This window comes from uncultured Hymenobacter sp., assembly GCF_964243305.1.
GTDB lineage: Bacteria > Bacteroidota > Bacteroidia > Cytophagales > Hymenobacteraceae > Hymenobacter.
Genome location: NZ_CAXTEF010000002.1, coordinates 37195 through 63418 on the forward strand (window position 1 = coordinate 37195; position 26224 = coordinate 63418).

At 61.1% G+C, this 26224-nt stretch carries 22 protein-coding genes, 1 tRNA gene and 1 pseudogene; 19 read left to right on the top strand and 5 right to left on the bottom strand.

Annotated elements, in window-relative coordinates; translation table 11 throughout:
* Positions 1-52: 52 nt before the first annotated feature.
* Positions 53-574 carry a hypothetical protein gene (locus ACFE70_RS01690; RefSeq protein ID WP_375415975.1) on the bottom strand — a complete coding sequence of 174 codons (522 nt, stop codon included), beginning with the start codon at positions 572-574 and terminating at the stop codon, positions 53-55.
* A gap of 95 nt (positions 575-669) precedes the next feature.
* A complete protein-coding gene (locus tag ACFE70_RS01695) occupies positions 670-1140 on the bottom strand; it encodes a hypothetical protein (RefSeq protein WP_375415976.1) in 471 nt (156 codons plus the stop codon).
* Positions 1141-1609: 469 nt separating this feature from the next.
* On the opposite strand from ACFE70_RS01695, the gene ACFE70_RS01700 reads away from it, so the two are divergent.
* The 7 genes and pseudogenes from ACFE70_RS01700 to rplT all read left to right on the top strand — a co-directional run bounded on the left by ACFE70_RS01700 (position 1610) and on the right by rplT (position 10388).
* Positions 1610-4372: a DNA gyrase/topoisomerase IV subunit A gene (locus ACFE70_RS01700; protein WP_375416197.1), complete on the top strand. Its 2763-nt coding sequence runs from the start codon at positions 1610-1612 to the stop codon at positions 4370-4372.
* 96 nt (positions 4373-4468) lie between these two features.
* Entirely contained in the window at positions 4469-5389 is a 921-nt protein-coding gene (locus ACFE70_RS01705; RefSeq protein ID WP_375415977.1) for a hypothetical protein, read from the top strand.
* A gap of 116 nt (positions 5390-5505) precedes the next feature.
* The gene (locus ACFE70_RS01710) at positions 5506-6651 is read left to right on the top strand and encodes a tetratricopeptide repeat protein (RefSeq protein WP_375415978.1); all 1146 of its coding nucleotides are present in this window, start codon (positions 5506-5508) and stop codon (positions 6649-6651) included.
* 165 nt (positions 6652-6816) lie between these two features.
* Complete coding sequence (thrS, locus tag ACFE70_RS01715; protein ID WP_375415979.1) at positions 6817-8745, top strand: threonine--tRNA ligase; 1929 nt, start codon at positions 6817-6819, stop codon at positions 8743-8745.
* A gap of 184 nt (positions 8746-8929) precedes the next feature.
* Positions 8930-9487 (top strand): annotated as a pseudogene (infC, locus tag ACFE70_RS01720) (translation initiation factor IF-3); the annotation flags it as partial.
* A 196-nt stretch (positions 9488-9683) separates the two neighbouring features.
* On the top strand, positions 9684-9878 hold the full coding sequence (gene rpmI / locus ACFE70_RS01725) for a 50S ribosomal protein L35 (RefSeq protein ID WP_375415980.1): 195 nt from the start codon (positions 9684-9686) through the stop codon (positions 9876-9878).
* Between the two features lie 165 nt (positions 9879-10043).
* On the top strand, positions 10044-10388 hold the full coding sequence (gene rplT / locus ACFE70_RS01730) for a 50S ribosomal protein L20 (RefSeq protein ID WP_375415981.1): 345 nt from the start codon (positions 10044-10046) through the stop codon (positions 10386-10388).
* 159 nt (positions 10389-10547) lie between these two features.
* Here rplT and ACFE70_RS01735 read toward each other — a convergent pair.
* A tRNA-Met gene (locus ACFE70_RS01735) sits at positions 10548-10621 on the bottom strand.
* Positions 10622-10782: 161 nt separating this feature from the next.
* Between ACFE70_RS01735 and ACFE70_RS01740 the strand changes: the two genes are divergently transcribed.
* The 11 genes from ACFE70_RS01740 to ACFE70_RS01790 all read left to right on the top strand — a co-directional run bounded on the left by ACFE70_RS01740 (position 10783) and on the right by ACFE70_RS01790 (position 21545).
* Positions 10783-11202 carry an START-like domain-containing protein gene (locus ACFE70_RS01740; protein WP_375415982.1) on the top strand — a complete coding sequence of 140 codons (420 nt, stop codon included), beginning with the start codon at positions 10783-10785 and terminating at the stop codon, positions 11200-11202.
* A gap of 96 nt (positions 11203-11298) precedes the next feature.
* A complete protein-coding gene (locus tag ACFE70_RS01745; protein WP_375415983.1) occupies positions 11299-12768 on the top strand; it encodes an LptF/LptG family permease in 1470 nt (489 codons plus the stop codon).
* Positions 12769-12927: 159 nt separating this feature from the next.
* Complete coding sequence (gene rpsO / locus ACFE70_RS01750; protein WP_375415984.1) at positions 12928-13203, top strand: 30S ribosomal protein S15; 276 nt, start codon at positions 12928-12930, stop codon at positions 13201-13203.
* 188 nt (positions 13204-13391) lie between these two features.
* Positions 13392-15557 (top strand): polyribonucleotide nucleotidyltransferase, encoded by a 2166-nt coding sequence (pnp, locus tag ACFE70_RS01755; RefSeq protein ID WP_375415985.1) that lies wholly within the window; start codon positions 13392-13394, stop codon positions 15555-15557.
* Between the two features lie 126 nt (positions 15558-15683).
* Complete coding sequence (locus ACFE70_RS01760; protein ID WP_305005010.1) at positions 15684-16547, top strand: RNA polymerase sigma factor RpoD/SigA; 864 nt, start codon at positions 15684-15686, stop codon at positions 16545-16547.
* A gap of 98 nt (positions 16548-16645) precedes the next feature.
* Complete coding sequence (locus ACFE70_RS01765; protein ID WP_375415986.1) at positions 16646-17206, top strand: DUF6985 domain-containing protein; 561 nt, start codon at positions 16646-16648, stop codon at positions 17204-17206.
* Between the two features lie 46 nt (positions 17207-17252).
* On the top strand, positions 17253-18224 hold the full coding sequence (gene trxB, locus ACFE70_RS01770) for a thioredoxin-disulfide reductase (RefSeq protein ID WP_375415987.1): 972 nt from the start codon (positions 17253-17255) through the stop codon (positions 18222-18224).
* Positions 18225-18473: 249 nt separating this feature from the next.
* Positions 18474-19565 (top strand): peptidoglycan DD-metalloendopeptidase family protein, encoded by a 1092-nt coding sequence (locus ACFE70_RS01775; protein WP_375415988.1) that lies wholly within the window; start codon positions 18474-18476, stop codon positions 19563-19565.
* Positions 19566-19697: 132 nt separating this feature from the next.
* Positions 19698-20417 carry a bacillithiol biosynthesis deacetylase BshB1 gene (bshB1, locus tag ACFE70_RS01780; RefSeq protein ID WP_375416198.1) on the top strand — a complete coding sequence of 240 codons (720 nt, stop codon included), beginning with the start codon at positions 19698-19700 and terminating at the stop codon, positions 20415-20417.
* 67 nt (positions 20418-20484) lie between these two features.
* The gene (locus ACFE70_RS01785; protein WP_375415989.1) at positions 20485-20778 is read left to right on the top strand and encodes a hypothetical protein; all 294 of its coding nucleotides are present in this window, start codon (positions 20485-20487) and stop codon (positions 20776-20778) included.
* Positions 20775-21545, top strand: coding sequence for a Fic family protein (locus ACFE70_RS01790; protein WP_375415990.1), 771 nt, complete (start codon positions 20775-20777; stop codon positions 21543-21545). The genes ACFE70_RS01785 and ACFE70_RS01790 overlap by 4 nt, the downstream gene beginning before the upstream one ends.
* 997 nt (positions 21546-22542) lie before the next feature.
* Here the strand turns inward: ACFE70_RS01790 and ACFE70_RS01795 are convergent.
* A complete protein-coding gene (locus ACFE70_RS01795; RefSeq protein WP_375415991.1) occupies positions 22543-22980 on the bottom strand; it encodes a hypothetical protein in 438 nt (145 codons plus the stop codon).
* Positions 22981-23067: 87 nt separating this feature from the next.
* Positions 23068-24579, bottom strand: a complete 1512-nt coding sequence (locus ACFE70_RS01800) for an acetyl/propionyl/methylcrotonyl-CoA carboxylase subunit alpha (protein WP_375415992.1) — start codon at positions 24577-24579, stop codon at positions 23068-23070.
* A 378-nt stretch (positions 24580-24957) separates the two neighbouring features.
* Between ACFE70_RS01800 and ACFE70_RS01805 the strand changes: the two genes are divergently transcribed.
* The gene (locus ACFE70_RS01805; RefSeq protein ID WP_375415993.1) at positions 24958-26196 is read left to right on the top strand and encodes an aminotransferase class I/II-fold pyridoxal phosphate-dependent enzyme; all 1239 of its coding nucleotides are present in this window, start codon (positions 24958-24960) and stop codon (positions 26194-26196) included.
* Positions 26197-26224 lie beyond the last annotated feature (28 nt).

The following is a 26224-nucleotide window of genomic DNA, read 5'->3' on the forward strand; positions in this document are numbered from 1 at the left end:
CCGTTTACTGGCAGGGTGGGAGGGCTTCATAGCAAAAGATAGGGGGTAGGGATTAGTGGTTCACTACTTCTGCCTTCATGGCGTCGATGAGGGTGGTGAACTCAGCTTTTTCCTTGGCGCCGATGTTCTTCTTGGCCAGCGCGTCGTCGAGCAGCCCGCGCCAGGCGGCGTACTCGGCCTCGGTTACCTGCATGTTGGTGTGGGCCACGAGCATACTTTTGCCCTGGTACGTGATGGGGCCGCCGGTGATGTCGGTGAACTGGTCCACCACGTTGTTGCGCAGTCTCGTTTCCCGCATTGGGTCAGGGGCAGGAGCACCGTTTACGCTGGTCATGGCATCAACTAACGCCTGGTGTGAGCGTTTCATTACTGAGCTACTACCAGTACCGATTTCGGCCCCGACGTTGGCCACCATCTGGTCGGCCACGCCTTCGATGCCGGCTTTGGCGCCCATGCGCACATAGAGCGAATTGGTTTTGGGCTTCGGGTCGTCCGAGCCGCAGGCGGCCATGAACAGTGTGAGGGCCAGCAATCCGACGCCGGTGAATGAACGTTGCATTTTAGAAGTAAACATTGGAGAAAAGAAAAAAGAAATGAGTTGAAAAAATGCCAGGCCGCAGCAAGCCCCTGGCTGAAAGCTGAGAAAAAGCTTTTATAAAATTTTATATATTATACTGTCACGAAAAAGCGTCGTAGGTTGAGCGCAAACCGCACGCGGTCAATCAGCAAAAAATAGCCGGGCGGCACCGGACACTCGCGCAGAACCGGCGCGCCGACGTTAGCCGGCGGCTCGCTCACCACGTGGGCGCCGAAGCGAACCACGGCCTGGTAGAGGGCGGCGGGCGCCACCTCATCGGGGTGATAAACCAGCGCCACGCAGCCCGTGCGCAGACTCACGGCGCAGGCCGCCACGCCGGGCTCGGCGGCCAGCCGCAGGCGGAGCGCCTCGGCCTGGGCCGGGCTGTCGAGCGGCGCCAGCTGCCAGATGGCCGTCGCGGCGGGGCGCACGAAATGATGCATCTGCGGGGTTTCCCAGTTGGCCCAGGCCAGCACGGCCAGCAAGGGCAGCGCCCAGGCATAGCGAATGAGCAGAACTAGGGGGGTAGGGATTCTTATTAGTGTATAAGGTTTACGACTCATATTAATTCTAATAATTAGAAGTTTTAATGGTCAAAACTATTGCTCCCGCTGCCGCTGCGGCGGCATTTTCGGCGAATGGCTACTTATTCAGGGGTGAATGAAAGCGCTGGCAAAATCAAGGACTTTTCTAAGCCCGAGGATGCTGGAGATAAGCTCAACCTTAAGCCGCGTCAAAGCCGCGCCGCGAGCCTTTATTTTAAGGGAACTTTGCGGCCGTGCGGCGGCTTTAACCTAAGTTCGGCCCCGCGCATTCTACCGGAGCCGCGCTTCACCTTCTTAGCTGCCCCCGTCCGTGGACCACCTGGACCCTGAATCTACCGCCGCCAATGGCCTGTTTGGCCCCGGCGACTCGCTCGACCTATCACTGGAAGCCGGCAATGCCGACCCCGCTGCCGGCCTGGCCCCCGACGGGGGGGTAGGCGCCGCCGAAGCCTTCGCGGAGACCGATGCCGACCTGATACCCGCCGAGCTGCCGGCCGACGCGCCCCTGGCCGAAACCGAAGAAGCCTTTGCCCCCGGCGAAACCATTCACGACGTGGCCACGGTGCGGGGCATGTACCAGAACTGGTTTCTCGACTACGCCTCCTACGTGATTCTGGAGCGGGCCGTGCCCGCCATCGAGGACGGCCTCAAGCCCGTGCAGCGGCGCATCCTGCACGCCATGCGCGAGATGGACGACGGCCGCTTCAACAAGGTGGCCAACGTCATCGGGCAAACCATGCAGTACCACCCGCACGGCGACGCGAGCATCGGCGACGCGATGGTGAACCTGGGCCAGAAAGACTTGCTGATTGAGACGCAGGGCAACTGGGGCGACATCCGCACCGGCGACTCGGCCGCCGCACCGCGCTACATCGAGGCCCGGCTGAGCAAGTTTGCCCTCGACGTGGTGTTCAACCCCGACATCACGGAGTGGCAGCTGAGCTATGATGGCCGCAAGCGCGAGCCGACCACGCTGCCGGTCAAGTTTCCGCTCTTGCTGGCGCAGGGCGTCGAGGGCATCGCCGTGGGGTTGAGCACCAAGATTATGCCCCACAACTTCCGCGAGCTGTGCCAGGCGAGCGTGAACGTGCTCAAGAACCGGCCCGTGGAGTTGTTTCCGGACTTTCCGACCGGCGGATTGTGCGACGTATCCAACTATAACAACGGGCAGCGCGGGGCCAAAATCCGGCTGCGGGCCACGATTGAGAAGGTCGACAAAACCCTGCTCGTCATCCGCGATATTCCCTACGGCACCACGACCACGGCCGTGATGGAGAGCATCGTGAAGGCGAGTGAGGCCAATAAAATCAAGATTAAAAAGGTGGTGGATAATACCGCCGCCGCGGTCGAAATCCAGGTGCAGCTGCCGCCCGGCATCTCGCCCGACCTGACCATCGACGCGCTCTACGCCTTTACGGATTGCGAAGTCGGCATCTCGCCTAACACCTGCGTTATCATTGACGACAAGCCGCGCTTCGTGGGCGTGGAGGACATGTTGCGCCTGAGCACCGGCAAAACTGTGCGCCTGCTGGAGCGCGAGCTGGAAATCCGCCAGGACGAGCTGCGCGAAAAGTGGCATTCGGCCTCGCTGGAGAAGATTTTCATCGAAAACCGCATCTACCGCAAAATTGAAGAGTGCGAAACCTGGGCCGACATTCTCAGCACGATTGACGCGGGCCTGAAGCGCTTCACCAGAGTAGAGGGGGGTAGGGAAAAAGCGGGCGACACGCGCGTGGTACTCAGCCGCGCCATCACAGAAGACGACCTGACGCGCCTGACCGAAATTCGCATCAAGCGCATCTCGAAGTTCGACGGCTTCAAGGCCGACGAGTACATTCAGCGCCTCGAAGAAGAGCTGCGCGAAGTGGCCGACCACCTCGCCAACCTCACCCGCTACGCTATTCACTACTTCGAGGGCTTGCTGAAAAAGTATGGGGTAGGCCGGGAGCGCAAAACCCAGCTGCGCACCTTCGATGTGGTTACCGCTCAGAAGGTTGCCGTGGCTAACCAGAAGCTTTACGTGAACCGTCCGGATGGCTTCGTGGGCTTCGGGCTCAAGAAGGACGAGTTCGTCTGCGACTGCTCGGACCTCGACGACATCATCGCCATCAAGCGCGACGGCACGTTCATGGTCACGCGCATTGCCGAGAAGACGTTCGTGGGCAAAGACATTCTGCACGTCGGCGTTTACAATAAGAACGACGACCGGCTGGTCTACAACATGGTGTATCTGGACGGCGCCTCCGGCATCAGCTTCGCCAAGCGCTTCCTGGTGTCGGGCATCACCAAGGACAAAACCTACGACCTGACCAAAGGCACCAAGGGCACCAAAGTGCTTTACCTGACCGCCAACCCCAATTCGGAAAGCGAGCTGGTCAGCATTCAGCTTTCGGACAAGGCGCCGGCGCGGGTCAAGCAGTTCGAGTTTGACTTCGCCGAGCTGGGCATCAAGGGCAAGGGCTCGATGGGCAACACCGTGACCAAGCAGCCCATCAAGAGAATCAAGCGCGAAGCCGTGGGCGACTCGACCCTGGGCGGGCGCGAGGTGTTTTTCGACGCCGTGGTGGGCCGCCTCAACCACGCCGGCCACGGCCGCTACCTGGGCCAGTTCGACACCGAGGACACCTTGCTCATGGTGTTCAAGGACGGCTCCTATGAGTTGAAAGCGCCCGATTTGAGCTTGCACTTCGACGTGCCCAACCTCGTGCTGCTGCGCAAGCTGGAGCCCGAACTGGTGCTCAGCGCCGTGTACGTGGAGGGCGACACGAAGACGCACTACATCAAGCGCTTCAAGATTGAAACCAGCACCCTCGACAAGCGCTTCACCTTTATCGCCGAAACCAAAGGCTCGAAGCTGCTGGCCGTCACGGCCCATCCCGAGCCGCAGGTAGAGGTGAAAGCGCAGCGCGACAAAAAAGCGGAGAAGGAAACCGAGCTGCTGCACCTGCACACGTTTATCGATGTGAAGGGCTGGAAGGCGATGGGCAACAAGCTGAGCTACTATAAAATCCACGCTCTGACTTTGCTCACCGACGAAGGCCCCGCGCCCGAGCGCCGCGAAGCCGCCGCCCGGAAGCGGGCGCCGGCCGCCCTCCCTACCCCCCTCGCCGGCTCCGATGGCGCCTCGGTCGCCGAAACGGCCGAGGCCACTTCCTCGGCCGTGGCGGTTGATGTGGAGGTCACGGCCGAGGAAGTGGCGCAGGCGCAGGCTTTGCTGCGGCGGCCCAAGTCGCAGCTCAAGCTGTTTTAGGTGATGCTGGCGGCCGGGCCCGGCGGGGGCGGGGGGGTAGTGGGCGGCTTTCCGCGAGTTCGGCGCGAATTTGGCCGAGCTTTTCGTTGCCCCTGCATGTCTGCTGCTGTTTTTCGCGCCCTGTTGCTTTTCAGCCTGCTAAGCTGCTTGCTGGCCGGCGCGGTGCTGGCGCAAGCGCCGGCGCCGAGAGCAAAAGCCGGCCGGCTGCTGCGCCTGGGCAAAAAGGTGCCGGCTGCCGCCCTCTCTACCCCCCTCCCGGCCGCCGAAGACTCGCCGGCCGTGCGCCAGCGCGTGGCCGAAGCGGTGGCACTGGCCGCCGGCTCCAAGGAGTCGGAGGCGCTGGCCAAGTTTCAGGAAGTGCTGAAGGACGACCCGCGCCACTACTTCTCGCTCTGGCAGGCGGCGGTGCTGAGCGTGCGCATCGGGCAGCGCTACTCCGACGAAACCCGCAAGGCGGCCTACTTCGAGGCCGGCCGCGCCTACGCTGACCGGGCGCTGGTTTTGCAGCCCGAAAGCGCCGAGAGCAACTACGCCGTGGCTTTGGCCCTGTTCAACCAGGCCACGCTGCGCACGGCCCGCGGCCGGCTCCGGGCCTTCCGCGACCTGCGCTCGCACGTGGTGCTGGCCGCCGAGCGCCGCCCGGACTGGGCCGATGCCTGGAGCCTGCTGGGGCGCTGGCAGTACCGCGTGGCGCACTACTCGCTGCCCGAGCGCCTCTTCAGCCGCCTGGCCCTGGGCGGGGTGCCGGCCGGCGCCGGCATTCGCAGGGCCCTGGCCAGCCTGGAAAAGGCCCACCAGCTCGACTCCACGCGCTTGCAGTTCTGCTACGACCTGGCCCGCGCCTACCGCTACCAGGGCCGCCCCGGCCGGGCCGCGCGCCTGCTGCGCTACGCCGTGAAGCTGCCGCCCGCCACGAGCGACGACCTAACCACGCTGCGCCGCTGCCAGCAGCTGCTGGAGCCCCTGGAGCGGCAGCTGGCCCGGCGTCAGCGGCGCCGGCCGGCGCCCGCACCCTGAGCGCAGGCCCGGCCGCCGCAACGAGGGCGCCATTTCCCGTATTACCCTGCCTGCTTCCTTTACCTTTGCCTACCCCCCGTCCGGCCACCAGGCGCAGACCGGGACCTGCCTCCATCATGCGCCCGCGCCTTGCCCTCTTGCTGCTGCTTGCCCTCGGCGCCTGCCAGCCGGGCGGCCCGGCCGGGCCGCCCGACACGCTCGTGGACCTGGCCACGGTGCAGAGCGGCCCGCGCGTGCAGGCCGATGAGCTGAACGGCGCCATCGGCCGCCAGCCCCAGAACAGCGCTTTGCTGGCCCGGCGCGCCAGCCTGCGCCTCGACGCCGGGCAGCCCACCGCCGCTTTGGAGGATGTGAACCGGGCGTTGGCCCTCGACGACACCGATGGCGACTTATACTTTCTGAAAGCCCGCAGCCTGCGCGCCCTCAGCCGGCTCGATGGGGCCCTGGCCGCCGCCCGCCAAGCTGCCGAACACGGCTTCGGCGGCCCGGAGCTGCCGCTGCTCGAAGGCGAAACCCACCTCGCTGCCCACCACTATGCCCAGGCCCTGACGTACCTCGACCGCGCCCTGCGCCTTGACCCTGACCAGCCCGCCGCCCTTTTCTACAAAGGCTTGGCTTACGCCGCCAGCGCCGACACCCTGCAAGCCTTCGATTATCTGCGCGCCGCCCTGGCCCGCGACCCGCGCCAGCCCGAGATTCTGCACCAGCTGGCTTTTCTGGCCAACGCCTACGGCTACCCCGACGAGGCCGGGAGCTATGCCCGCCGCGGCCTGCGCCTGGCGCCCACCTCGGGTCCGCTGCACTACGACTACGGCCGGCAGTGGGAGCTGCGCGGCCAGCTCGACAGCGCCCGCCGCCACTACGAGCGCGCCCTGGCCCTGGACACCACCCTGTACCGCGCCGATTACCGCCTGGCCCTGCTGCTGGCCGACCGGGGCCAGCGCCCGGCCGCTCTGATTGGGCATTTGCGGCGCGCCCTGCGCCGCAACCCGCGCCTGCCCCAGGCCCACGGCCTGCTGGCCGAAGCGTTGGAAAACCAGGGCCGCCTGCCCGAAGCCCTAGCGCAATACCGGCTGGCCGTGGCCGAAAACCCCGGTAATCAGCGCTGGACCTTCAAGGCCTGGAAAGTAGGGGAGAAGGTCCGGCTGCTGCTGCCCGACAGCCTGCGCCCGGCGCCCACTTACTACTACCGCCGGCCGGCCAGCCCGGTGCGCCGCCCTACCCCCATCGCGCCGCTACAGGCCACCCAGCCCCGCTTCTAGTCGCGCCGCGCCGTTGGCTTCTGCGCGTGTTGCGCGCCCCAAGGAAGGCGGAAATTAATCCTCTGCGGGCCAAAGTCGCCGGCTCAATTCAGGTTGTAGTTTAATAACCCACCGGCCTCAGCCCCTAACTTGCGTCTTCTTCGCTTAAGAAGAATAACTCTGCTCATGCTCCAAATCACGCTCCCCGACGGCTCTGTCCGTCCCGTCGAAGCTGGCACCACCGGCTACGATGTCGCTGCCAGCATCTCCGAGGGTCTGGCTCGCAATGCGCTGGCCGTGCGCGTCAGCGGCGAAATCCGCGACCTGCACCGCCCGCTCGAAGAAGACGCCCGCCTCGAAATCCTGACCTGGAACGATGAGGCCGGCAAAAACACGTTCTGGCACTCCTCGGCCCACCTTATGGCCGAAGCGCTGGAAGCCTTGTATCCCGGCGTCAAGCTCGGCATCGGCCCGGCCTTGGAAAACGGCTTCTATTACGACGTAGATTTGGGGGAGGGCCGCACGATTTCCTCGGACGATTTCCCGGCCATTGAGAAAAAAATGCTGGAGCTGGCTAAAACCAAAAGCCGCTACGAGCGCCGCGCCGTGCCCAAGGCCGAGGCCGTGGCGTACTTTACCGACGTCAAGCCCGACCCCTACAAGCTCGATTTGCTGGAGCGCCTCGAAGACGGCACCATCACCTTCTACACGCAGGGCAACTTCACCGACCTCTGCCGCGGCCCGCACATTCCCGACACGGGCTTCATCAAGGCGGCCAAGCTCATGAACGTGGCCGGCGCCTTCTGGAAGGGCGACGCCAACAACAAGCAGCTCACCCGCCTCTACGGCATCACCTTCCCCAAGGCCAAGGACCTCGCCGAGTACCTCGAACGCCTCGAAGAAGCCAAGCGCCGCGACCACCGCAAGCTGGGCAAGGAGCTGAAGCTGTTTGCGTTCTCGGAGAAAGTCGGCGCCGGCCTGCCCCTCTGGCTGCCCAAGGGTACGGCCCTGCGCGAGCGGCTGGAGCAGTTTCTGCGCAAGGCCCAGGTGCGGGCCGGCTACCAGCCCGTCGTCACGCCCCACATCGGGGCCAAGGAGCTGTACGTGACTTCCGGCCACTACGAGAAGTACGGTGCCGACTCGTTCCAGCCCATCAAGACGCCGCATCCGAACGAGGAGTTTTTCCTCAAGCCGATGAACTGCCCGCACCACTGCGAAATCTACAAAACCGAGCCCCGCAGCTACCGCGACCTGCCCGTGCGCCTGGCCGAGTTCGGCACTGTGTACCGCTACGAGCAGTCGGGCGAGCTGCACGGCCTGACCCGCGTGCGCGGCTTCACCCAGGACGACGCCCACATCTTCTGCCGCCCCGACCAAGTGAAGGACGAGTTCAAGAAAGTCATTGACATCGTGCTCTACGTGCTCGACGCGCTGGATTTCAAGGACTTCACCGCCCAAATCAGCTTGCGCGACCCCGAGAACAAAACCAAGTACATCGGCTCCGACGAGAACTGGGCCCGCGCCGAAGCCGCCATTCAGGAGGCGGCGGCCGAAAAGGGCCTGACCACCACCACCGAGCTGGGCGAAGCCGCCTTCTACGGTCCCAAGCTCGACTTTATGGTGCGCGATGCGCTGGGCCGCCGCTGGCAGCTCGGCACGGTGCAGGTCGACTACAACCTACCCATTCGCTTTGGGCTCGAATACACGGCGTCCGACAACTCCAAGGCCACGCCGGTAATGATTCACCGTGCCCCGTTTGGCTCCTTGGAGCGTTTCGTGGCCGTGCTCATCGAGCACTGCGCCGGCAATTTTCCGCTCTGGCTCACGCCCGAGCAGTTCACGGTGCTGCCCATCTCCGACAAGTTTATCGACTATGCTCAGCAGGTAAAAGAGCGCCTCGAAACGGCCGACCTGCGCGGCACCGTCGATGCCCGCGACGAGCGCATCGGCCGCAAAATCCGCGACGCGGAGCTGGCCAAGACGCCTTATCTGCTGGTGGTCGGGGAGAAGGAAGCGCAGGACAACATCATCTCGGTGCGCAAGCACGGCGAGGGCGACCTGGGCTCGATGCCGCTGGAGGCATTCGTAAAAAGCGTGCAAAGCCAGTTACGGTAGAATAGGCGGTGCTGGCGCGGGGCGCAGCCCCGCGCCAAGCAAGCTCCGGGGTGCAAGTTCCGGTGCTAATTTGCCTTTCTAAAAATAAAACCGGATATTTGCCCCCTGATTGCCAGACCTCAACCACCTGGCCGCCGCCCGAAAATCTATTCTTCGACCTTTTTTCTCTTAGGAGGACCCCGCCATAGCTACTCCGAATCGTCGGTACGTGCCCCGCCAGCAGGTGGAAGAGCCGTTCAAAATCAACCAGAAAATCACCGCCCGTGAGGTGCGCCTCGTCGGCGACAACATCGAGCAGGGCGTTTATTCGACCGATGAGGCCCGCCGCATGGCGCAGGCCCAGAACCTGGATTTGGTCGAAATTTCGCCCACCGCCACGCCGCCTGTGTGCCGGGTTATCGACTACTCGAAATTCAAGTACGAGCAGAAAAAGAAAACCCGCGAGCTGAAGGCCAAGCAGACCAAGGTCGTCATCAAGGAAATCCGCTTCGGCCCCAACACCGACGACCACGATTTCGAGTTCAAGCTCAAGCACGCCCGCGAATTCCTCCTGGAAGGCGCCAAAATCAAGAGCTACGTGCACTTCGTGGGCCGCTCCATCGTGTTCAAGGAGCGCGGCGAAATCCTGCTGCTCAAGTTCGCGCAGGCCCTGGAGGAAGTGGCCAAGGTCGAGCAGCTGCCCAAGCTCGAGGGCAAGCGCATGTTTCTCTACCTCGCGCCTAAAGCCGCCGTGGTGGCCAAGGCCACCGTCAAGCCGCCTACCCCCCCCGCCGATGCCAAAGCCCCCAAGCCCAAGAAAGAGGGCGGGGAGCGCGAAGTCACGGAGCGGCAGCCCGTCAAGGAGTCACCCGTGATTATGCCCGAATCAGAGGGGTAGGCTTCGCGTCTGATTCGCCGCCAGAGTTAGTTTGCCAGTATCATTATTTCACTCCAACACAATGCCGAAAGTCAAGACGAAATCCGGTGCCAAGAAGCGTTTTACGCTCACCGGAACGGGCAAGGTGAAGCGGAAGCACGCCTTCAAATCGCATATTCTCACCAAGAAGAGCACCAAGCGCAAGCGCGGCCTCACCCACGCCGGCCTCGTGAGCAGCGCCGACATGAACCGCGTGCAGCAAATGCTTAATATTTAGTTATGAGTTAGAAATTATGAGTTATGAGTTGGCTAGTTAAGCCAGCTTTTTCCAACTTATAATTCGTAACTCACAACTCATAATTTCCTTAAACCCCGGCTTCCGGCCGCAACTCTAAGCTTCAGCAGTAGCTGAGCGCCGGCTGCCAAAAACAAACAGGTTACTATGCCCAGAAGTGTAAACCACGTGGCCTCGCGCCACCGCCGCAAGAAAGTGATGCGCCTGGCCAAAGGCTACTACGGCCGGCGCAAGAATGTGTGGACCGTGGCGAAAAACGCCGTTGAAAAAGGTCTGCTCTATGCCTACCGCGACCGCAAGGTCAAGAAGCGCGAGTTTCGCGCGCTCTGGATTCAGCGCATTAATGCCGGCGCCCGCGCGCACGGCCTGAGCTACTCGCAGTTGATGGGGGGCCTCAAGAAAGCCGGCATCGAGCTAAACCGCAAGGTGCTCGCCGACCTGGCCTTGAATCATCCCGCCGCTTTCCAGGGCATTGTCGAGAAAGCGAAATAAGCGCCCCGCCTATGCTGCTTAACACGAAAACGCTTGCCTTTGAGGTCAAGCGTTTTCGTGTTTTGGGCGGGTCCGGTTGAGGTGGAGAGTTAGCCCAGCCTGAGGGGGGTAGGAAACAAAAAACGCCTTCATCAGGTGATGAAGGCGTTTACGTGAACGTAGCGGGAGGCGGGCTCGAACCGCCGACCTCAGGGTTATGAATCCTGTGCTCTAACCAGCTGAGCTACCCCGCCGGGCTTGGTATATCTGGTTTTGCCGGGGCAAAGGTACGCCGCTAACTGGCCTGGGCGCAAGCCGGGGGCAAAGTTTCTACGCGGTGGCTCCGTTTTTTGGTCTGTTTTATGCGGTGCGCGCGGCGGCTTAGCCTGTTGCGGCAGCCGGTCTTTTCTTGCCTATGTCTATTTCCCTGCCCGTTACCGGGGCCAAGCGGCGCTTCGTGGTTGAGTACCCGATGAATGCCTCCCCCAAAATTCTTTATCCCTACCTGGCCTCGGCCCAGGGCTTGTCCCAGTGGTTTTGCGATGATGTGCGCTACGAGCCCGACCGCCGCCTCAACTTTATCTGGGACCAGCAGAACCACTACGCCGAGCAGGTCAGCCAGCGCCTCAACCGCTCGGTGCGCTTCGTGTTTCTGGACGAGCGCAAGCAGCTCGTCGCCGATGCCAGCTTTCTGGATTTCAGCCTGGAAGCCTCCGAGATTACCGACGAAGTATTTCTGCGCGTCACGGATTATTCCGACAGCATGGACGAGGACGAGCTACGGGAAATGTGGGACGGCCTCGTGGGCAGGCTTCGTGACCAGGTGGGGGGGTAGGGAAATCAGTTAGCAATTAACAGTGAGCAATGAACAATGGGCAATTAAACTACCCTGCTCCTTGTTCACTGCTTGCTGTTAATTGAAATTGGGGCTATGAAAAAACTGGATAAGCTGATTCTGCGGGCCTTCGCCGGGCCGTTTCTGCTCACCTTCGCCGTGGTGCAGTTTATTCTGCTCACCCAGACGCTGCTCAAGTACCTGGACGACTTGGTGGGCAAGGACCTGGGCGTGGGCGTGCTGGCGCAGCTGCTGTTTTATTTCAGCGTGCTGCTGGTGGCCACGTCTTTGCCGCTGGCCGTGCTGCTCTCCTCGCTCATGACCTACGGCAACCTCGGCGAGCACCACGAGTTGACGGCCATCAAGGCCTCGGGCATTGCCCTGACGCGCATTCTGCGGCCCGTGTTTCTGCTCACGGCGGCGCTGGCGGTGGGCGCGTTCTGGTTTAATCAGTACGTGGTGCCCTGGGCCAATCTGAAAGCCTTCAGCCTGCTCTGGGACGTGCGGCAGCAGAAGCTGGCCCTTGATATTCGGGAGGGCGTGTTTTACAGTGGCATTCCCGGCTACACCATCAAGGTGAACCAGAAGCTGGGCGAGAATGGCGACCGGCTGCGCGGGGTCATGATTTATGACCACACCCAGAAATCGGGCAATGCCACGGTGATGCTGGCCGACTCGGGCCGCATGTTCACCCGCTTCGGCGGGGCTTATCTGGGCTTCGAGCTGTTTCAGGGCCACAGCTACGTCGAGCAGCCCGACGCCCGTGACCGGGCCGGCGCCACGTTCGTGCGCCAGGCGTTCAGCCGCAACCTGGTCACGTTTTCGATGGCCTCGTTCGGCATGGTCCGGACCGACCAAGACCTGTTCAAGGAAAACCGGATGATGCTCAATATCGGGCAGCTGCGCACGGCCACCGACTCGGTGCAGAAGCGCCTGCGCGGGCAGCGCACCCAGCTGCCGCGCCAGATGGATGCCTACTACACTTACCTGCGCTTTGATACGCTGGGCCGGGGCGCCAACCGCCGGGTGGCGGCCTGGCAGGTGCCGCCCGCCCGGCTGGTCCCGGCCAGCGTGAGCGTGGTGCAGCAAGCCGCCAACCGCGCCCGCAACCTGCAAACCTTCGCCCGCTCCTCGTCCGAGCAGCTCACCGATCTGGCCCGCCACTCCGTGCAGTACCGCATGGAAATCTACCGCAAGTACGCCGAGTCGGCGGCCGTGCTGGTTATGTTTCTGATTGGGGCGCCGCTGGGGGCTATCATCAAAAAAGGTGGCCTCGGCGTGCCTATTCTGGTGGCTATCCTGTTTTTTATTGTTTACTACGTCCTCAGCATCCTGGGCCTGAAGTATGCCAAGGAGTTTGTGCTGCCGGCTGGTGCCGGCATGTTGCTTTCCGACGGGGTATTGCTGCCGGTGGGCTTATTCTTCCTCTACCAGGCGTATCACGACTCCGGGTTGTTTGAGGGCGACTTCTGGCGCCGGTTTGCGCCGCGGCCGGGCTGGTGGGCGCAGTTGCGCGCCCGGCTCACCGCACTGAGCCGGCGGCCCGGTGCGGTGGCTTTGCCCTAAAGCAGGGGGGTAGGGAACGCGCAGAATAAAAAATCAGGCTTGGCAAAGCCGGCAATAAATAGTACCTTTGCGGCCGCCTCGCGGTGTGCGGTGGCGCGTTCCTTTTCTTTCTTTTCTTGTTTATAAATCCGCGACGGGCCGGTTTACGCCTATCAACCGATGAAACTTACCACTGAAGTAAAACAGGCTATTTTCGAGAAAAACAGCCTTCAAAAGACCAGCGCCGACACCGGCTCCGCCGAATCGCAGATTGGTCTCTTCACCCACCGCATCAACGCCCTGACCGAGCACCTGAAGGTGAACAAGAAGGACCACAGCACCCGTCTGGGCCTGCTCAAGCTGGTGGGCAAGCGCCGCTCGATGCTGAACTACTTGCAGCACCGCGACATCAACCGCTACCGCGCCATTATTAAAGAGCTGGGTATCCGCAAGTAACCCGCCTTATCAGAGTAGGGAGCCTCCTTTGCCGGGGGCTCCCTACTCTTTTTTTCTGCTTAGACCTGAGACATTAGACACGGGACTTTAGAAAGCATTTGCCTTTTCTGAAGCAGTGTCGGAGCGGGGTGCCCGTACTGATTTCTCATGTCTCGTGTCTAACGTCTTCTGTCTATTCTAGCTAAAAAATGCCTGTTCCTACCGCTATTACCAAAACGCTGGCGCTGCCCGACGGCCGCCAGATTTCCATCGAGACCGGCCGGCTGGCCAAGTTTGCCGACGGCGCTGTGGTCGTGCGCCTCGGCGACACGATGCTGCTGGCCACGGTGGTTTCGCAGCCGAGTCAGCGCGAGGGCGTGGATTTCCTGCCCCTCTCGGTGGACTACCAGGAGAAATTCGGCTCAGCCGGCAAGATTCCCGGCTCGTTCCAGCGCCGCGAAGGCCGCCTGAGCGACTACGAAATCCTGGTGTGCCGCATCGTGGACCGCATTCTGCGCCCGATGTTCCCCAAGGATTATCACTACGAGGTGCAGGTAATGATTACGCTGATTTCGGCCGACAAAACCGTGCAGCCCGACCAGCTCGCCGCGCTGGCCGCCTCGGCCGCGCTCTCGATTTCCGATATTCCCTTCGCGGGCCCGATTTCGGAAGTGCGCGTGGCACGCATCGACGGGCAGTTCCAGATTAATCCCAAGACCGCTGACCTCGCCCGCGCCGATATGGACCTGATGGTGGGCGCCACGATGGACTCGGTGGCGATGGTCGAGGGCGAGATGAGCGAGGTGAGCGAAGAGGAAATGGTCGCCGCCATCGCCGTGGCGCACGAAGCCATCAAGGCGCAGTGCCAGCTTCAACTGGATTTGGCCGCCGCCGTGGGCCGCACCGCCGACTCGCCGACCCGCGAGTACCCGAAGTATGAGGAAAGCCCGGAGTTGAAGCAGCGCATCCTGGACGCGGTGTATCAGGGGGCCTACGATGTGGCCAAGAGCGGCAACACGAGTAAGGCCGGCCGCAAGGAAGGCTTCGGCGCTATCAAAAAAACCATTCTGGAGCAACTCACCGAGGAAAATCCGGAGCTGGACAAGAAGATGTTCTACCGCTATTATGGGTCGGCCGAAAAAAAGGCCATCCGCGACATGATGGTGAAAGAGCGCACCCGCCTCGATGGCCGGCAGCTCACCGAAATCCGGCCTATCTGGTCGGAAATCAACTACTTGCCCGGTGCCCACGGCTCGGCCATCTTCACCCGCGGCGAAACGCAGAGCCTGACCACGGCCACGCTTGGCACCAAGCTAGACGAGCAGATTATCGATCAGCCGCTGACCAAGGGCTACTCGAACTTCATGCTGCACTACAACTTCCCCGGCTTTTCGACCGGCGAGGTGAAGCCTAACCGCGGCGCCGGCCGCCGCGAAATCGGCCACGGCAACCTGGCGTTGCGCTCGCTGAAGAAAGTCCTACCCCCCGAAGAGGACAATCCCTACACCATCCGCATCGTGAGCGACATTCTGGAGTCGAACGGCTCCAGCTCGATGGCCACGGTCTGCGCCGGCTCGCTGGCTTTGATGGACGCCGGCGTGAAGGTGCGCGCGGCCGTAGCCGGCATCGCAATGGGCCTCGTGCAGGACAAGGACACCGGCGAATACGCCGTGCTCAGCGACATTCTCGGCGATGAGGACCACCTGGGCGACATGGACTTCAAGGTCACGGGCACCGAGAAGGGTATTTGTGCCTGCCAGATGGACATCAAGATTCAGGGTCTGAGCAATGAGATTCTGACCGCGGCGCTGCACCAGGCCCGCGAGGGCCGGCTGCACATTCTGCGGGAGATGGCCAAGACCATCAACGCCCCCGCGCCGGAATTGAAGCCGCATACGCCCCGCTCACACAAGATGCTGATTGATAAGGAGTTTATCGGCGCTATCATTGGACCCGGCGGCAAGGTTATCCAGCAGATTCAGAAGGACACCAACGCTACGGTCATCATCGAAGAGAAGGACGAGAAGGGCCACGTGAGCATCTACGCCGCCAACCAGGAGGACATGCAGGGGGCCATCGACCGGATTCGGGCCATCGCGGCGCAGCCGGAAGTGGGCGAAACCTACAAGGGCAAGGTGCGCAGCATTCAGCCCTACGGCGCGTTCGTGGAGATTATGCCCGGCAAGGATGGGCTGCTGCACATCTCGGAAGTAAGTCACGAGCGCCTGAACGCGCTGGAAGGCGTGCTGGAAGTTGGCCAGGAAATTGACGTAAAACTGGTTGATATCGACAAGAAAACCGGTAAATACCGGCTTTCGCGCAAGGTGCTGCTGCCCAAGCCGGAAGGCAGTCCGGCAACTAACGGCGCGGCCTAAGGGCCCGTCCGAACTTATGCCGACACGGCTGAGTTATTTGCTATGGATTTGTAGTAAAAATTTATCCCGTGTCGGCCACTTGCCGTATTATCCCCAGGTTTCGCTTATCCTTTCCGAGCATCCGCAATGAGACAGTTAAAAATTAGCAAGCAGATTACCAACCGCGAAAGCCAGTCGCTGGACAAATACCTCCAGGAGATTGGCAAAGTGGATTTGCTCACCCCCGACGAAGAAGTAACGCTCGCCCAGCGCATCCGCGACGGTGACCAGCAGGCGCTAGAGAAGCTCACCAAGGCCAACCTGCGCTTCGTGGTTTCGGTAGCAAAACAGTATCAGAACCAGGGCCTTAGCCTCGGTGACCTCATCAATGAGGGTAACCTGGGTCTGATTAAAGCCGCCAAGCGTTTCGACGAAACTCGCGGCTTTAAGTTCATCTCCTACGCCGTGTGGTGGATTCGGCAGTCCATCCTGCAAGCCTTGGCTGAGCAGAGCCGCATCGTGCGCCTACCCCTGAACCGGGTCGGCTCGCTGAACAAAATCAGCAAGTCTTTCTCCGAGCTGGAGCAGAAATTCGAGCGCGAGCCCTCGCCCGAGGAAATTGCCGAAGTGCTGGAATTGACGACTTCCGAAGTCGTGGACACGCTCAAGATTTCGGGCCGCCACGTGTCGGTGGACGCGCCGTTCGTGCAGGGCGAGGAAAACCGCCTGCTCGACGTGCTCGAAAACGAGGACGAGGAGTCGCCCGATATGGGCTTGATGAACGACTCCTTGCGCAAGGAAGTGCAGCGCGCCCTGAGCACGCTCACCAAGCGCGAGGCCGACGTAATTACGCTCTACTTCGGGCTCAACGGCGAGGCGGCGCTGACTTTGGAAGAAATTGGCGAGAAATTCAACTTGACCCGCGAGCGGGTGCGGCAGATTAAAGAGAAAGCTATTCGGCGCCTGCGGCACACTTCGCGCTCTAAGGCTTTGAAGCCATACCTGGGGTAGGGAATTTAGGTTTGATTTAGGAGAACCCCGGCCGGCAGGTCGGGGTTTTTTACTATACTGCCATACCTTGGCGGCAATTAAGTTTTGGTTTTTTCTCTATGACTGTAGTTTTGGAAAGTAAGGTAGCCGGTCAACTGATTCAAGGTAAGAATCTGCCTGATTCTTGGGTGTCCGTTAAGCCTTTGGTAATACCATATTTTGATGGAGTTACCCTGGCAGTAACTTTTGCTGAACTTGACCCTAACGACCCAAGTATGCTCGAGCGAGCTGATAAGGTATTAGCCAATTTTCTGCTCCTCACTTCAACCGACCGACTGGCTGATACGGAAGCTGCTTTCGCTAACTATCAGCAGGCGCTAGAATATTTGGAAGAACCCCTGGAGCTTGCTGAGGTAAGCGACATCTGGCGGCACATTTACCCTACGTCACTTGTTCTAACCTCAAAGTATGAAGGCGAGGATAAGGATGACTACGTGCAGATTGAAGGGGAGTGTGATTGGGAGGAAGAGCATGGCATTGCGCTCGTTTTTCGGCGGGGCATAATGCTAACGCGTTTAAGTCAGTACGACGGGCACTTGACCGAAGCTCACGCTTGGGGTAAGCCAGTGCCGGACCCGTTGATGGACCGCTACTACGGGGCCTTCGGGCGCCTTGCCTAACTTAAAATTCACTTGCTTGATGACGTCGAGCATTATTAAGAAACATATGGAACACGCTCATTTGCTTATTATTGGCTCCGGCCCGGCCGGTTATACGGCCGCTATCTACGCGGCGCGCGCCGGCCTCACGCCCATCATGTATCAGGGCTTGCAGCCGGGCGGGCAGCTCACCATCACCAATGATGTGGAGAATTTTCCTGGCTACCCTGACGGGGTGATGGGCCCGGAAATGATGGAAGACCTGAAAAAGCAGGCCGTGCGCTTTGGCACGGACGTGCGCTACGGCATGGCTACGGCGGTGGACTTTTCGGGTCACCCGCACCGCGTCACGATTGACGAGCAGACCGAGCTAACGGCCGACGCGGTCATTATTGCCACTGGTGCTTCGGCCAAATGGCTAGGCCTGGACTCGGAGAAGCGCCTGAACGGGGCGGGCGTATCGGCCTGCGCTGTGTGCGACGGCTTCTTCTACCGGGGGCAGGAGGTGGCTATCGTCGGCGCCGGCGACACGGCGGCCGAAGAAGCTACCTACCTAGCTAACCTGTGCTCGAAGGTGTACATGATAGTGCGCAAGGGCGAGATGCGCGCCTCGAGAATCATGCAGCAGCGCGTGCTAGATAACCCCAAGATTGAGGTTGTCTGGAACTCGGTGACGGATGAGATTCTGGGTGAGCACACCGTGGAGGGCGTGCGGCTGAAGAATTTGGTTACGCACGAGACCCGCGAGATTCCGGTGACGGGCTTTTTCGTCGCCATCGGCCACCACCCCAACTCCGACATCTTCAAGGAATACCTGCACCACGACGAGCAGGGCTACCTCAAAACTCTGCCCGGCACCACCAAAACCAACGTCGATGGTGTGTTTGCCTGCGGCGATGTGCAGGACTACACCTACCGGCAGGCCGTGACGGCGGCTGGCACCGGGTGCATGGCTGCCCTCGACGCCGAGCGTTACCTGGCCGCCCTGGAGCTGCCGGCGCACGCCGAAGAGACGGTGACGGCCGCGCAAGCTGCGTAGCCGGGTTGCGGGCCACCATAACCGTTGTAAGAGACCCCGAAAATCGGCGGCTGGCTGCCTGACCATCTGGTTCAGGCAACCGGCGCCGGGTTCCGGGGTTCTTTGTGGCCGGTGGGGTAGGATGCTTTAGCCCAAAAGCCGTTATTTTGCCTTTTCGCTCGCCGGGCCCACTCCGAAGGGCCGGATTGAAAGCACTGTCTTTTGCATTACTTAACAACTGTTTTTCATCGGCTGCCTACCTGCTTGGTGGTGCTGGGGCTCTTGCTGGCGGGCGGCCTTCAGCCGGCCCAGGCGCAGCGGCGCAAGGCGGCGGGTTCGCGCCGCGAGGGGGGGGTAGGACGCGGACCAGGCAAGGACTTTTTCCGCGCTAAGACGCCCACGATTCATTATGTGCGGCCCGACACGACTACCATTATCGAAACCCAGGAGCTGCCCGACGACAATTCGGATGCGGCCAAGTCGATTTACTTCAATCCGGCCAAGAGGCTCTCCATTGTTAGCGAGGACACCACGTCGCTGGACGAAGGCGAGGGGCAGATAGTGGAGATGTCGGACGAGGTGCTCATTGACTCTTCGTGGGTGCGCGTGGCCGGCTACTATTCTATCTGGGACACCCACAGCATCAATCCTTACCGCGTGGATGGGCGCCGCCTGCGCGACTCTATCCGTCTCAAGCTGGTGGAGCCGGAGCGGCAGCGCCTGGCTCAGATGCCCATGCCCGTCACGCCCGTCACGTCGGGCTTTGGCTTTCGCGGCTACCGCTGGCACTACGGCGTAGACCTGGACCTGGAAACCGGCGACTCGGTGCGGGCCGCCTTCGATGGGGTGATGCGCATCAGCAAGTGGGACGGTAGTGGCTACGGCAACTACCTGCTCGTGCGCCACTACAACGGCCTGGAAACCCTCTACGGCCACTTGAGCAAGGCGCTGGTGCCAGTCGGTACGTTCGTCAAGGCCGGGCAGGTGATTGGGCTGGGAGGGAGCACGGGCCGCAGCTCGGGCTCGCACCTGCACTATGAGGTGCGCTACGAGGGCAATCCCATTGACCCGAACCGGCTGTATGACTTTCCGGATGAGAAGCTGCGCGGCGACAACTTTACTATCACGGCCCGGCTCTTCAGCTACTACAGCCAGGCGTTGCGGCGCGGCAGTGGTGGCAAGGGGGGTAGGAACACCAAGGGTCAGCCCACGGCCGCCCGCCGCGTGGTCGTGCACCGCATTCGCTCGGGTGATACGCTCTCCGAAATCGCCGAAAAGTATGGCGTGCGCGTAAGTCAGCTCAAGCGCCTCAACGACGGGACTGCCAAGCTGCGGCCGGGCCGCTCGCTGCGCATTAAATAGCTGTTGTCGGTCATGCTGAGCTTGCCAAGCATCTTCCCACCGCTGGACGACGCACTAACTATTTGGTCACTGCTCGTGCTAACCTGGTAAGATGCTTCGCAAGCTCAGCATGACGGACAATTTATAAGCATGATAAAATTAGATATTCTGGCCCTCGGCGCCCATCCTGATGATGTGGAGATGTCCTGCGCCGGCACGCTGCTGGCCGCCGCCGCCCTGGGCCAGAAAATCGGCATCGTGGATTTCACCCGCGGCGAGCTGGGCACCCGCGGCACGCCCGCCATCCGCGCCGCCGAAGCTGCCGTCGCCGCCGAAGTGCTGGGCCTGAGCGCCCGCGAAAACCTGGGCCTACCCGACGGCTTCTTCCGCAACGACCGCGAGCACCAGCTACCCCTGATTCAGGCCATCCGCCGCTACCAGCCCAACGTGGTGCTGGCCAACGCCATCCACGACCGCCACCCCGACCACGGCCGCGCCGCCGAGCTGGCCCGCGACGCCTGCTTCCTCTCGGGATTGCGCATGATTGAAACCCTGGACGAGGACGGCCAGCCCCAGCAGCCCTGGCGCCCGCGCAACCTCTACCACTACATTCAGGACCAGTACGTCACGCCCGCCTTCGTGGTCGACATCACCGCTCACTGGCCGACCAAGTGGGCCTCCATCCTAGCTTATAGAAGCCAGTTCTTTAACCCCGAAAGCACCGAGCCAGAAACGTATTTAACTTCTCAGGCTTTCAGTCAATTTTTGGAAGCGCGAGGGCGCGACGTGGGTCACCTGATTGGAGCCGAGTTTGGCGAGGGCTTCACCGTGCACCGTCCGGTCGGCGTGAGGGGGGTAGGGGAGTTGCTGTAGCACTTTTGTTAGCACCGGACCGTTCGCCGCGGGTCTTAATTTTGGTCAAATCTCCCCGCTATTCGCCATGAGCCCGCAAGTTCCTATCGCCTATCAGGCGCTGCGTGAGTATCTGAATCAGCTACTGACCGTCGTCCAGGACCGGGCCTGGGAGGAAGTGCCCGCGCTCCTGCATCCTCACTTGACGCATTTCATGCGCGGCCAGACTGTGTATGAGGACCCCGCGACGGGCCGGACTATGATTTACGGGCGCGATTTGGCCGGTTGGGCCAGCGAGCTGCTCTATGGCGCCGGCTTACCGCAGCCATTGCCGCTCACGCCCCTGGATGCGGCCGGGCTGCAAGCGGCTGCCCGCTCATGAGCTGGGATGAGCTGGCCGAACTCACCCGCCTGGTGCGGGAGTTGCCCGCCGACCGGCAGCAGAGCGTGGCACAAATGAGCCAGATAATGGTATCGGCCCATTCTACCCTGATTGAAGGCTCGCGGGTAACGGTAGCGGAAGCTTTTAATTTTTTAGGCGGCGGCACGCCGCAGCTCAGCCCCGGCAAGGGCCTGATCAGCTACGACATGCTCGGCGACCATGCCTGCGCCCTGCGCCTGGCCTCGCAGCTGGCCGATGAGCGGCAGCTGCCTACCCCGGCGCTCATTCAGCAACTGGCGGCGGCCGTAATGGCCTCGACGGCAGTCTCAACCAATACGATTCTCGGCGAAGTAAATCCGGCCCAGGGTGGCTTTCGCCGCGACCGGGTTTTCATCATCGGGGCCAGCTCCTTTCCCAGCGCGCAGAAAATTCCGGCCCTCGTCGCGCGGCTAGCCGCCGACCTGCGCCAGCGAATGCCGCTGGCCGACGCACTGCCCACCCAATTAAGCCTGGCTTTTGAAGCGCATCAGCGGCTGGTCAGCATTCACCCCTTCAATGATGGCAACGGCCGCACTTCGCGTCTGCTGATGAACTACGTACAGCACTATTATGGGCAGCCGCTCACTATCGTGTTCAGGGAAGACAAGGAGGCGTATTTCGAGGCGCTGGAAGCCAGCCGCCGCGCTGATGATTTGGAAATCTTCTTTGCCTTCATGCGCGGGCAGCACGGCAAGTCACTGCGGTATCAACTGACGCAAGGGGGGTAGGGAAATGCCAGTTTCTGGAAGCCCGCGGGCGCGACATGGGTCACCTAATTGGAGCCGAGTTTGGCGAGGGTTTCACCGTGCACCGGCCGGTGGGCGTTAAGGGGGTAGGGGAGTTGGTGTAGCAGATAAAAATGGTCGCACTTCAGCGGCCAAGATATTTATTGCTTGAGTCCTCTACTTATGAATGGCTTGCATTTAGGGGAAGCTTACAATCGGCCTGGTCCTGGGAAGTGAGGGCGATAATCCAATCAGTGGGCCCAGCTAGCTTTATCAAGCGCACGTCGCTCTGCGCTGGTCAGGGGCCGTAGCTTCCAGTGCGTGATGCTGACGTAACGCTTATGTACCAGTAAAAGCCGGAATATATCGGCGGGTGTTGTGGGCACATAAGCTGTTTGGTCGCGGCCCGGACTGGGCGTATAGCTAGCAAACTGGCAGCCTGCAAGGGGATTGTTACGCTGTAACTCACCTTCTAGGCGGAAGTAGTCAGTGGCAAACGATTTTTCTTGCGGGCGAGACGGGGCTAGCAGTAGAGGAGTTGCGTTGTCTTCTAGTGACTTCTCCTGTAGTTCGTAGTAGCCTGGGCGAAATGGAATGGAATCATAGAGGGTATTGCTCCCGCCACTATGCGGCCGTACGTAAACCACCATTGTATCCTCCCGGCGCTTGCAGCTAATGGGGTGGGGGTAGCGGACTCGGCCTTCATTATGGTTTCCTTCCGCTAAATAAATGCCTCCAAACCGGAGTTGCTTGCGTAAGGCATAGTCGTACTTGGTATATTCGGCAAGGGGGCCAGTTGGCACAAACACACTGTCGCTCACAAGAAACCGCACTGCAAAGAAAGAAGGCACTTCGTAAGGGTTAAACCTAATGCCCTGCACCGGGCAGTCATGATAATGGCGCGCTAGCCGAGCTACATGGGTGGCAGGCATAACGGCGAACAGGCAGCTGCTTATAGCGAGTGAAAGCAATGGGAAGCGCATAGCGATGTAAGGGACAATTAAGGCGTTACTCCTTGGGTCAAAATAATACGCGTATTAGCAATAACCCGCCTCATCATTTCAAAATCATACTTGCTGCCAGTCTCCACGTCTTTATTGAGGTCTAGGTCTTGCTTATCCGATAGGATAACGGGGGTATGAAAGTGACCAGTAGGAAGTGTAGGACGGTTTTCTTGTCGAATACGGGCCACCCTGTAAAAAATCTCATTTGACAAATAATCGCCGCCTGAGCCTTCATACATTTGTTTTTGACGTGGCCAAACTACGTTTTTAGCGTCGTCCATATAAATAAAATCTAACGGCAGCTCGCCTTCGCCCTCGGTAGGAATTTTTTCTTTAGGAACTGAAGTAGATTTTGGGTCTGGGTAAGGAATAGTATAGCTGCTGTGAATTACACTTGCCAACGTACCTGAGCCTCCATTGAGCTTTACTGCCATGCGCTTAGGCAAGGTAGTTTCTAGCCATTCCATTTGTAAGCTTCCCCTAAATGCAAGCCATTCATAAGTATAGATAAAATTACCACCCTACCGCACCCCCAGCCGGTTCCGCCGCCAGCCCGAAGCCGCCGCGCCGGCCGTTTCCGGTGCCGCGACGGGCGTTTTGGGCTGTTTCTCGCTGAGCAGCATCGCGCCGAGGGCGGCGGCTACTTTGGCCGTGGCCTCATCGGGGGGGTAGGGAGCCAGCGCGCCGGCCGGGAAATGGTCGCGGATGAAGTTGGTGTCGAAGTTGCCGCTCACGAAGGCGGGGTGGCGCAGCACGTAGGCGCCGAAGCCGAGCGTGGTTTCGATGCCCGTTATTTGATACTCTTCGATGGCGCGCAGCATCCGGGCGATGGCCTCGGCGCGGGTGGCGCCGTGAACCACGAGCTTGGCAATCATGGGGTCGTAGTAAATCGGGATGTCCATGCCCTGCTCGAAGCCATCATCGACGCGCACGCCGGGCCCCTGGGGGCGCACGTAGGTGGTGAGGCGGCCGATGTCGGGCAGGAAGTTGTTCTGCGGGTCCTCGGCGTACACGCGCAGCTCCAGGGCGTGGCCGCTGATGCGCAGGTCGGTTTGGGCGAAGGGGAGGGGTAGGCCCTGGGCGACGCGGATTTGCTCCTTTACCAGGTCCAGGCCGGTGATATACTCCGTGACGGGGTGCTCGACCTGGAGGCGGGTGTTCATCTCCAGGAAGTAAAAATTGTGCTGGTCATCGAGCAGAAACTCGACCGTGCCGGCGCCGGTGTAGGCGCAGGCGCGGGCCACATCCACGGCGCACTGGCCCATTTGGGCGCGCAATTCGGGCGTGAGGACCGACGATGGGGCCTCCTCAATCACTTTCTGATGGCGGCGCTGGATGCTGCATTCGCGCTCAAACAGGTGCACGAGGTGGCCGTGCTCGTCGCCGAGCACCTGAATCTCGATGTGGCGCGGGCCGCTCACGAACTTCTCGATGAATACCGCGCCGTCGCCAAACGCCGACGTGGCTTCTGACACGGCCAGCTGCATCTGCTCCTCAAACTCGGCGGCGTGGTTGACGAGGCGCATTCCCTTGCCGCCGCCGCCGGCCGAGGCTTTAATCAGAATCGGAAAGCCTACCCCCTCGGCAATGCGCTGGGCGGCCGGCACGTCGGAAATGGCTTCATCGGTGCCCGGCACGAGCGGAATGCTATAAGCTTTGACGGCCTGCTTGGCCGAGAGTTTGTCGCCCATGATTTCCATCGCCTCGGGGCTGGGGCCGACGAAAATCAGCCCCGCTTCGCGCACGGCGCGGGCGAAACCGGCATTTTCACTCAGGAAGCCGTAGCCGGGATGAATGGCATCGACGCCCAGCTCCCGGCAGATTTCGATGATACGGTCGCCGCGCAGGTAGCTCTGGCTGCTCGGCGGCGGACCCACGCACACGGCCTGGTCGGCGTAGCGCACGTGCAGGGCGTGGCGGTCGGCTTCGGAGTAGATGGCCACGGTTTGCAGGCCCATTTCCTTGGCCGAGCGTAGCACGCGCAGCGCAATTTCGCCGCGGTTGGCGACCAGCAGCTTGGTGATTTTTTTCATGGGGGTAGGGATACACTTTTATCAGAACGTCATGCTGAGCGCAGCGCAGCATCTCGGGCGGGTAGTAATCTAAGTGCTTGAACGATTGGATTACTTCCCCTGGCGAGATGCTTCACTCCGCTGCGCTACGTTCTGCATGACCGCCATTCTCATCTTATCGATATTAAGTATAGGGCCCGCAAAGAAAGCCCGAAACCACAGCCTGGCCTTAAACCCGGCGGGCCTACTGCGGTTATTATGCCCAAATTATGCACTTCGGCGAGGCCAGGCTACCTTTGTTATTCGGCCCGTTGCGGCTTTTTTCGTAGCTTACAAGCCAGTCAGATTAGTCAAGCTCCCGCCTCCCGCCTCTTTCTCTCACCTTATTACCCGTTTTCAGTGGATATTTTCGACCGGATTTCGGCCAACCGCGGCCCCCTGGGCTCGCACTCGCACTACGCCCACGGCTATTTCACGTTTCCCAAGCTCGAAGGCGAAATCAAGCCGCGCATGACGTTTCGGGGCAAGGAGGTGCTGACCTGGAGTCTGAACAACTACCTGGGTCTGGCCAACCACCCCGAAGTGCGGCAGGCCGACATCGACGGCGCCACCGACTTCGGCATGGCCTACCCGATGGGTGCGCGCATCATGAGCGGCAACTCCAACCTGCACGAGCGCCTGGAAGAAGAGCTGGCCGACTTCGTGCAGAAGCCCGCCGCGCTGCTCCTGAACTTCGGCTATCAGGGCGTGGTGAGCATCATCGATGCGCTCGTTTCGCGCCACGACGCCATCGTGTACGACGCCGAGTCGCACGCCTGCATCATCGATGGCGTGCGGCTGCATCAGGGCAAGCGCTTTGTGTTTCCCCATAACGACATCGAGAACCTGGAAAAGCAGCTCCAGCGCGCCAAGCGCCTCACGGACGAAACCGGCGGCGGCATTCTGGTGATTACCGAGGGCATGTTCGGCATGTCGGGCAACCTGGGCCGGCTGCGCGAAATCGTGGCGTTGAAGGAAAAATACCAGTTCCGGCTCTTCGTGGATGACGCCCACGGCTTTGGCACGATGGGCGCCACTGGCGCCGGCACGGCCGAGCATTTGGGCGTTTCGGAGGGCGTAGACCTGATTTTTTACACCTTCGCCAAGAGCATGGCCAGCATCGGCGCCTTCGTGGCGGGGCCCGAAAGCGCAATTGAATATTTGCGCTACAACATGCGCAGCCAGATTTTCGCCAAATCCCTGCCCATGCCGCTGGTCGTGGGCGCGCTAAAGCGGTTAGAACTCATGCGCAGCCAGCCGCAGCTGCGCGAAAACCTGTGGACCGTGGTGCGCGCGCTGCAAAGCGGCCTGCGCGAGAAAGGCTTCAACATCGGCACCACCGAGTCGCCCGTCACGCCGGTGTTTCTGAACGGTGAAATTCCCGACGCGACGGCCCTAACCTTTGATTTACGCGAGAATCACGGTGTTTTCTGCTCGATTGTGGTCTATCCGGTCGTGCCCAAGGGCGTGATTATGCTGCGCCTGATTCCCACGGCCGTGCACACGCTCTCGGACGTGGACCAGACCATCCGCGCCTTTGAGGCCGTGGCGGCCAAGCTCGACAAAGGCTTGTACAGCAAAGCGCCCGTGACAGTCTGAAAAGAACTGCCAGAGTGCGTTTCAAACT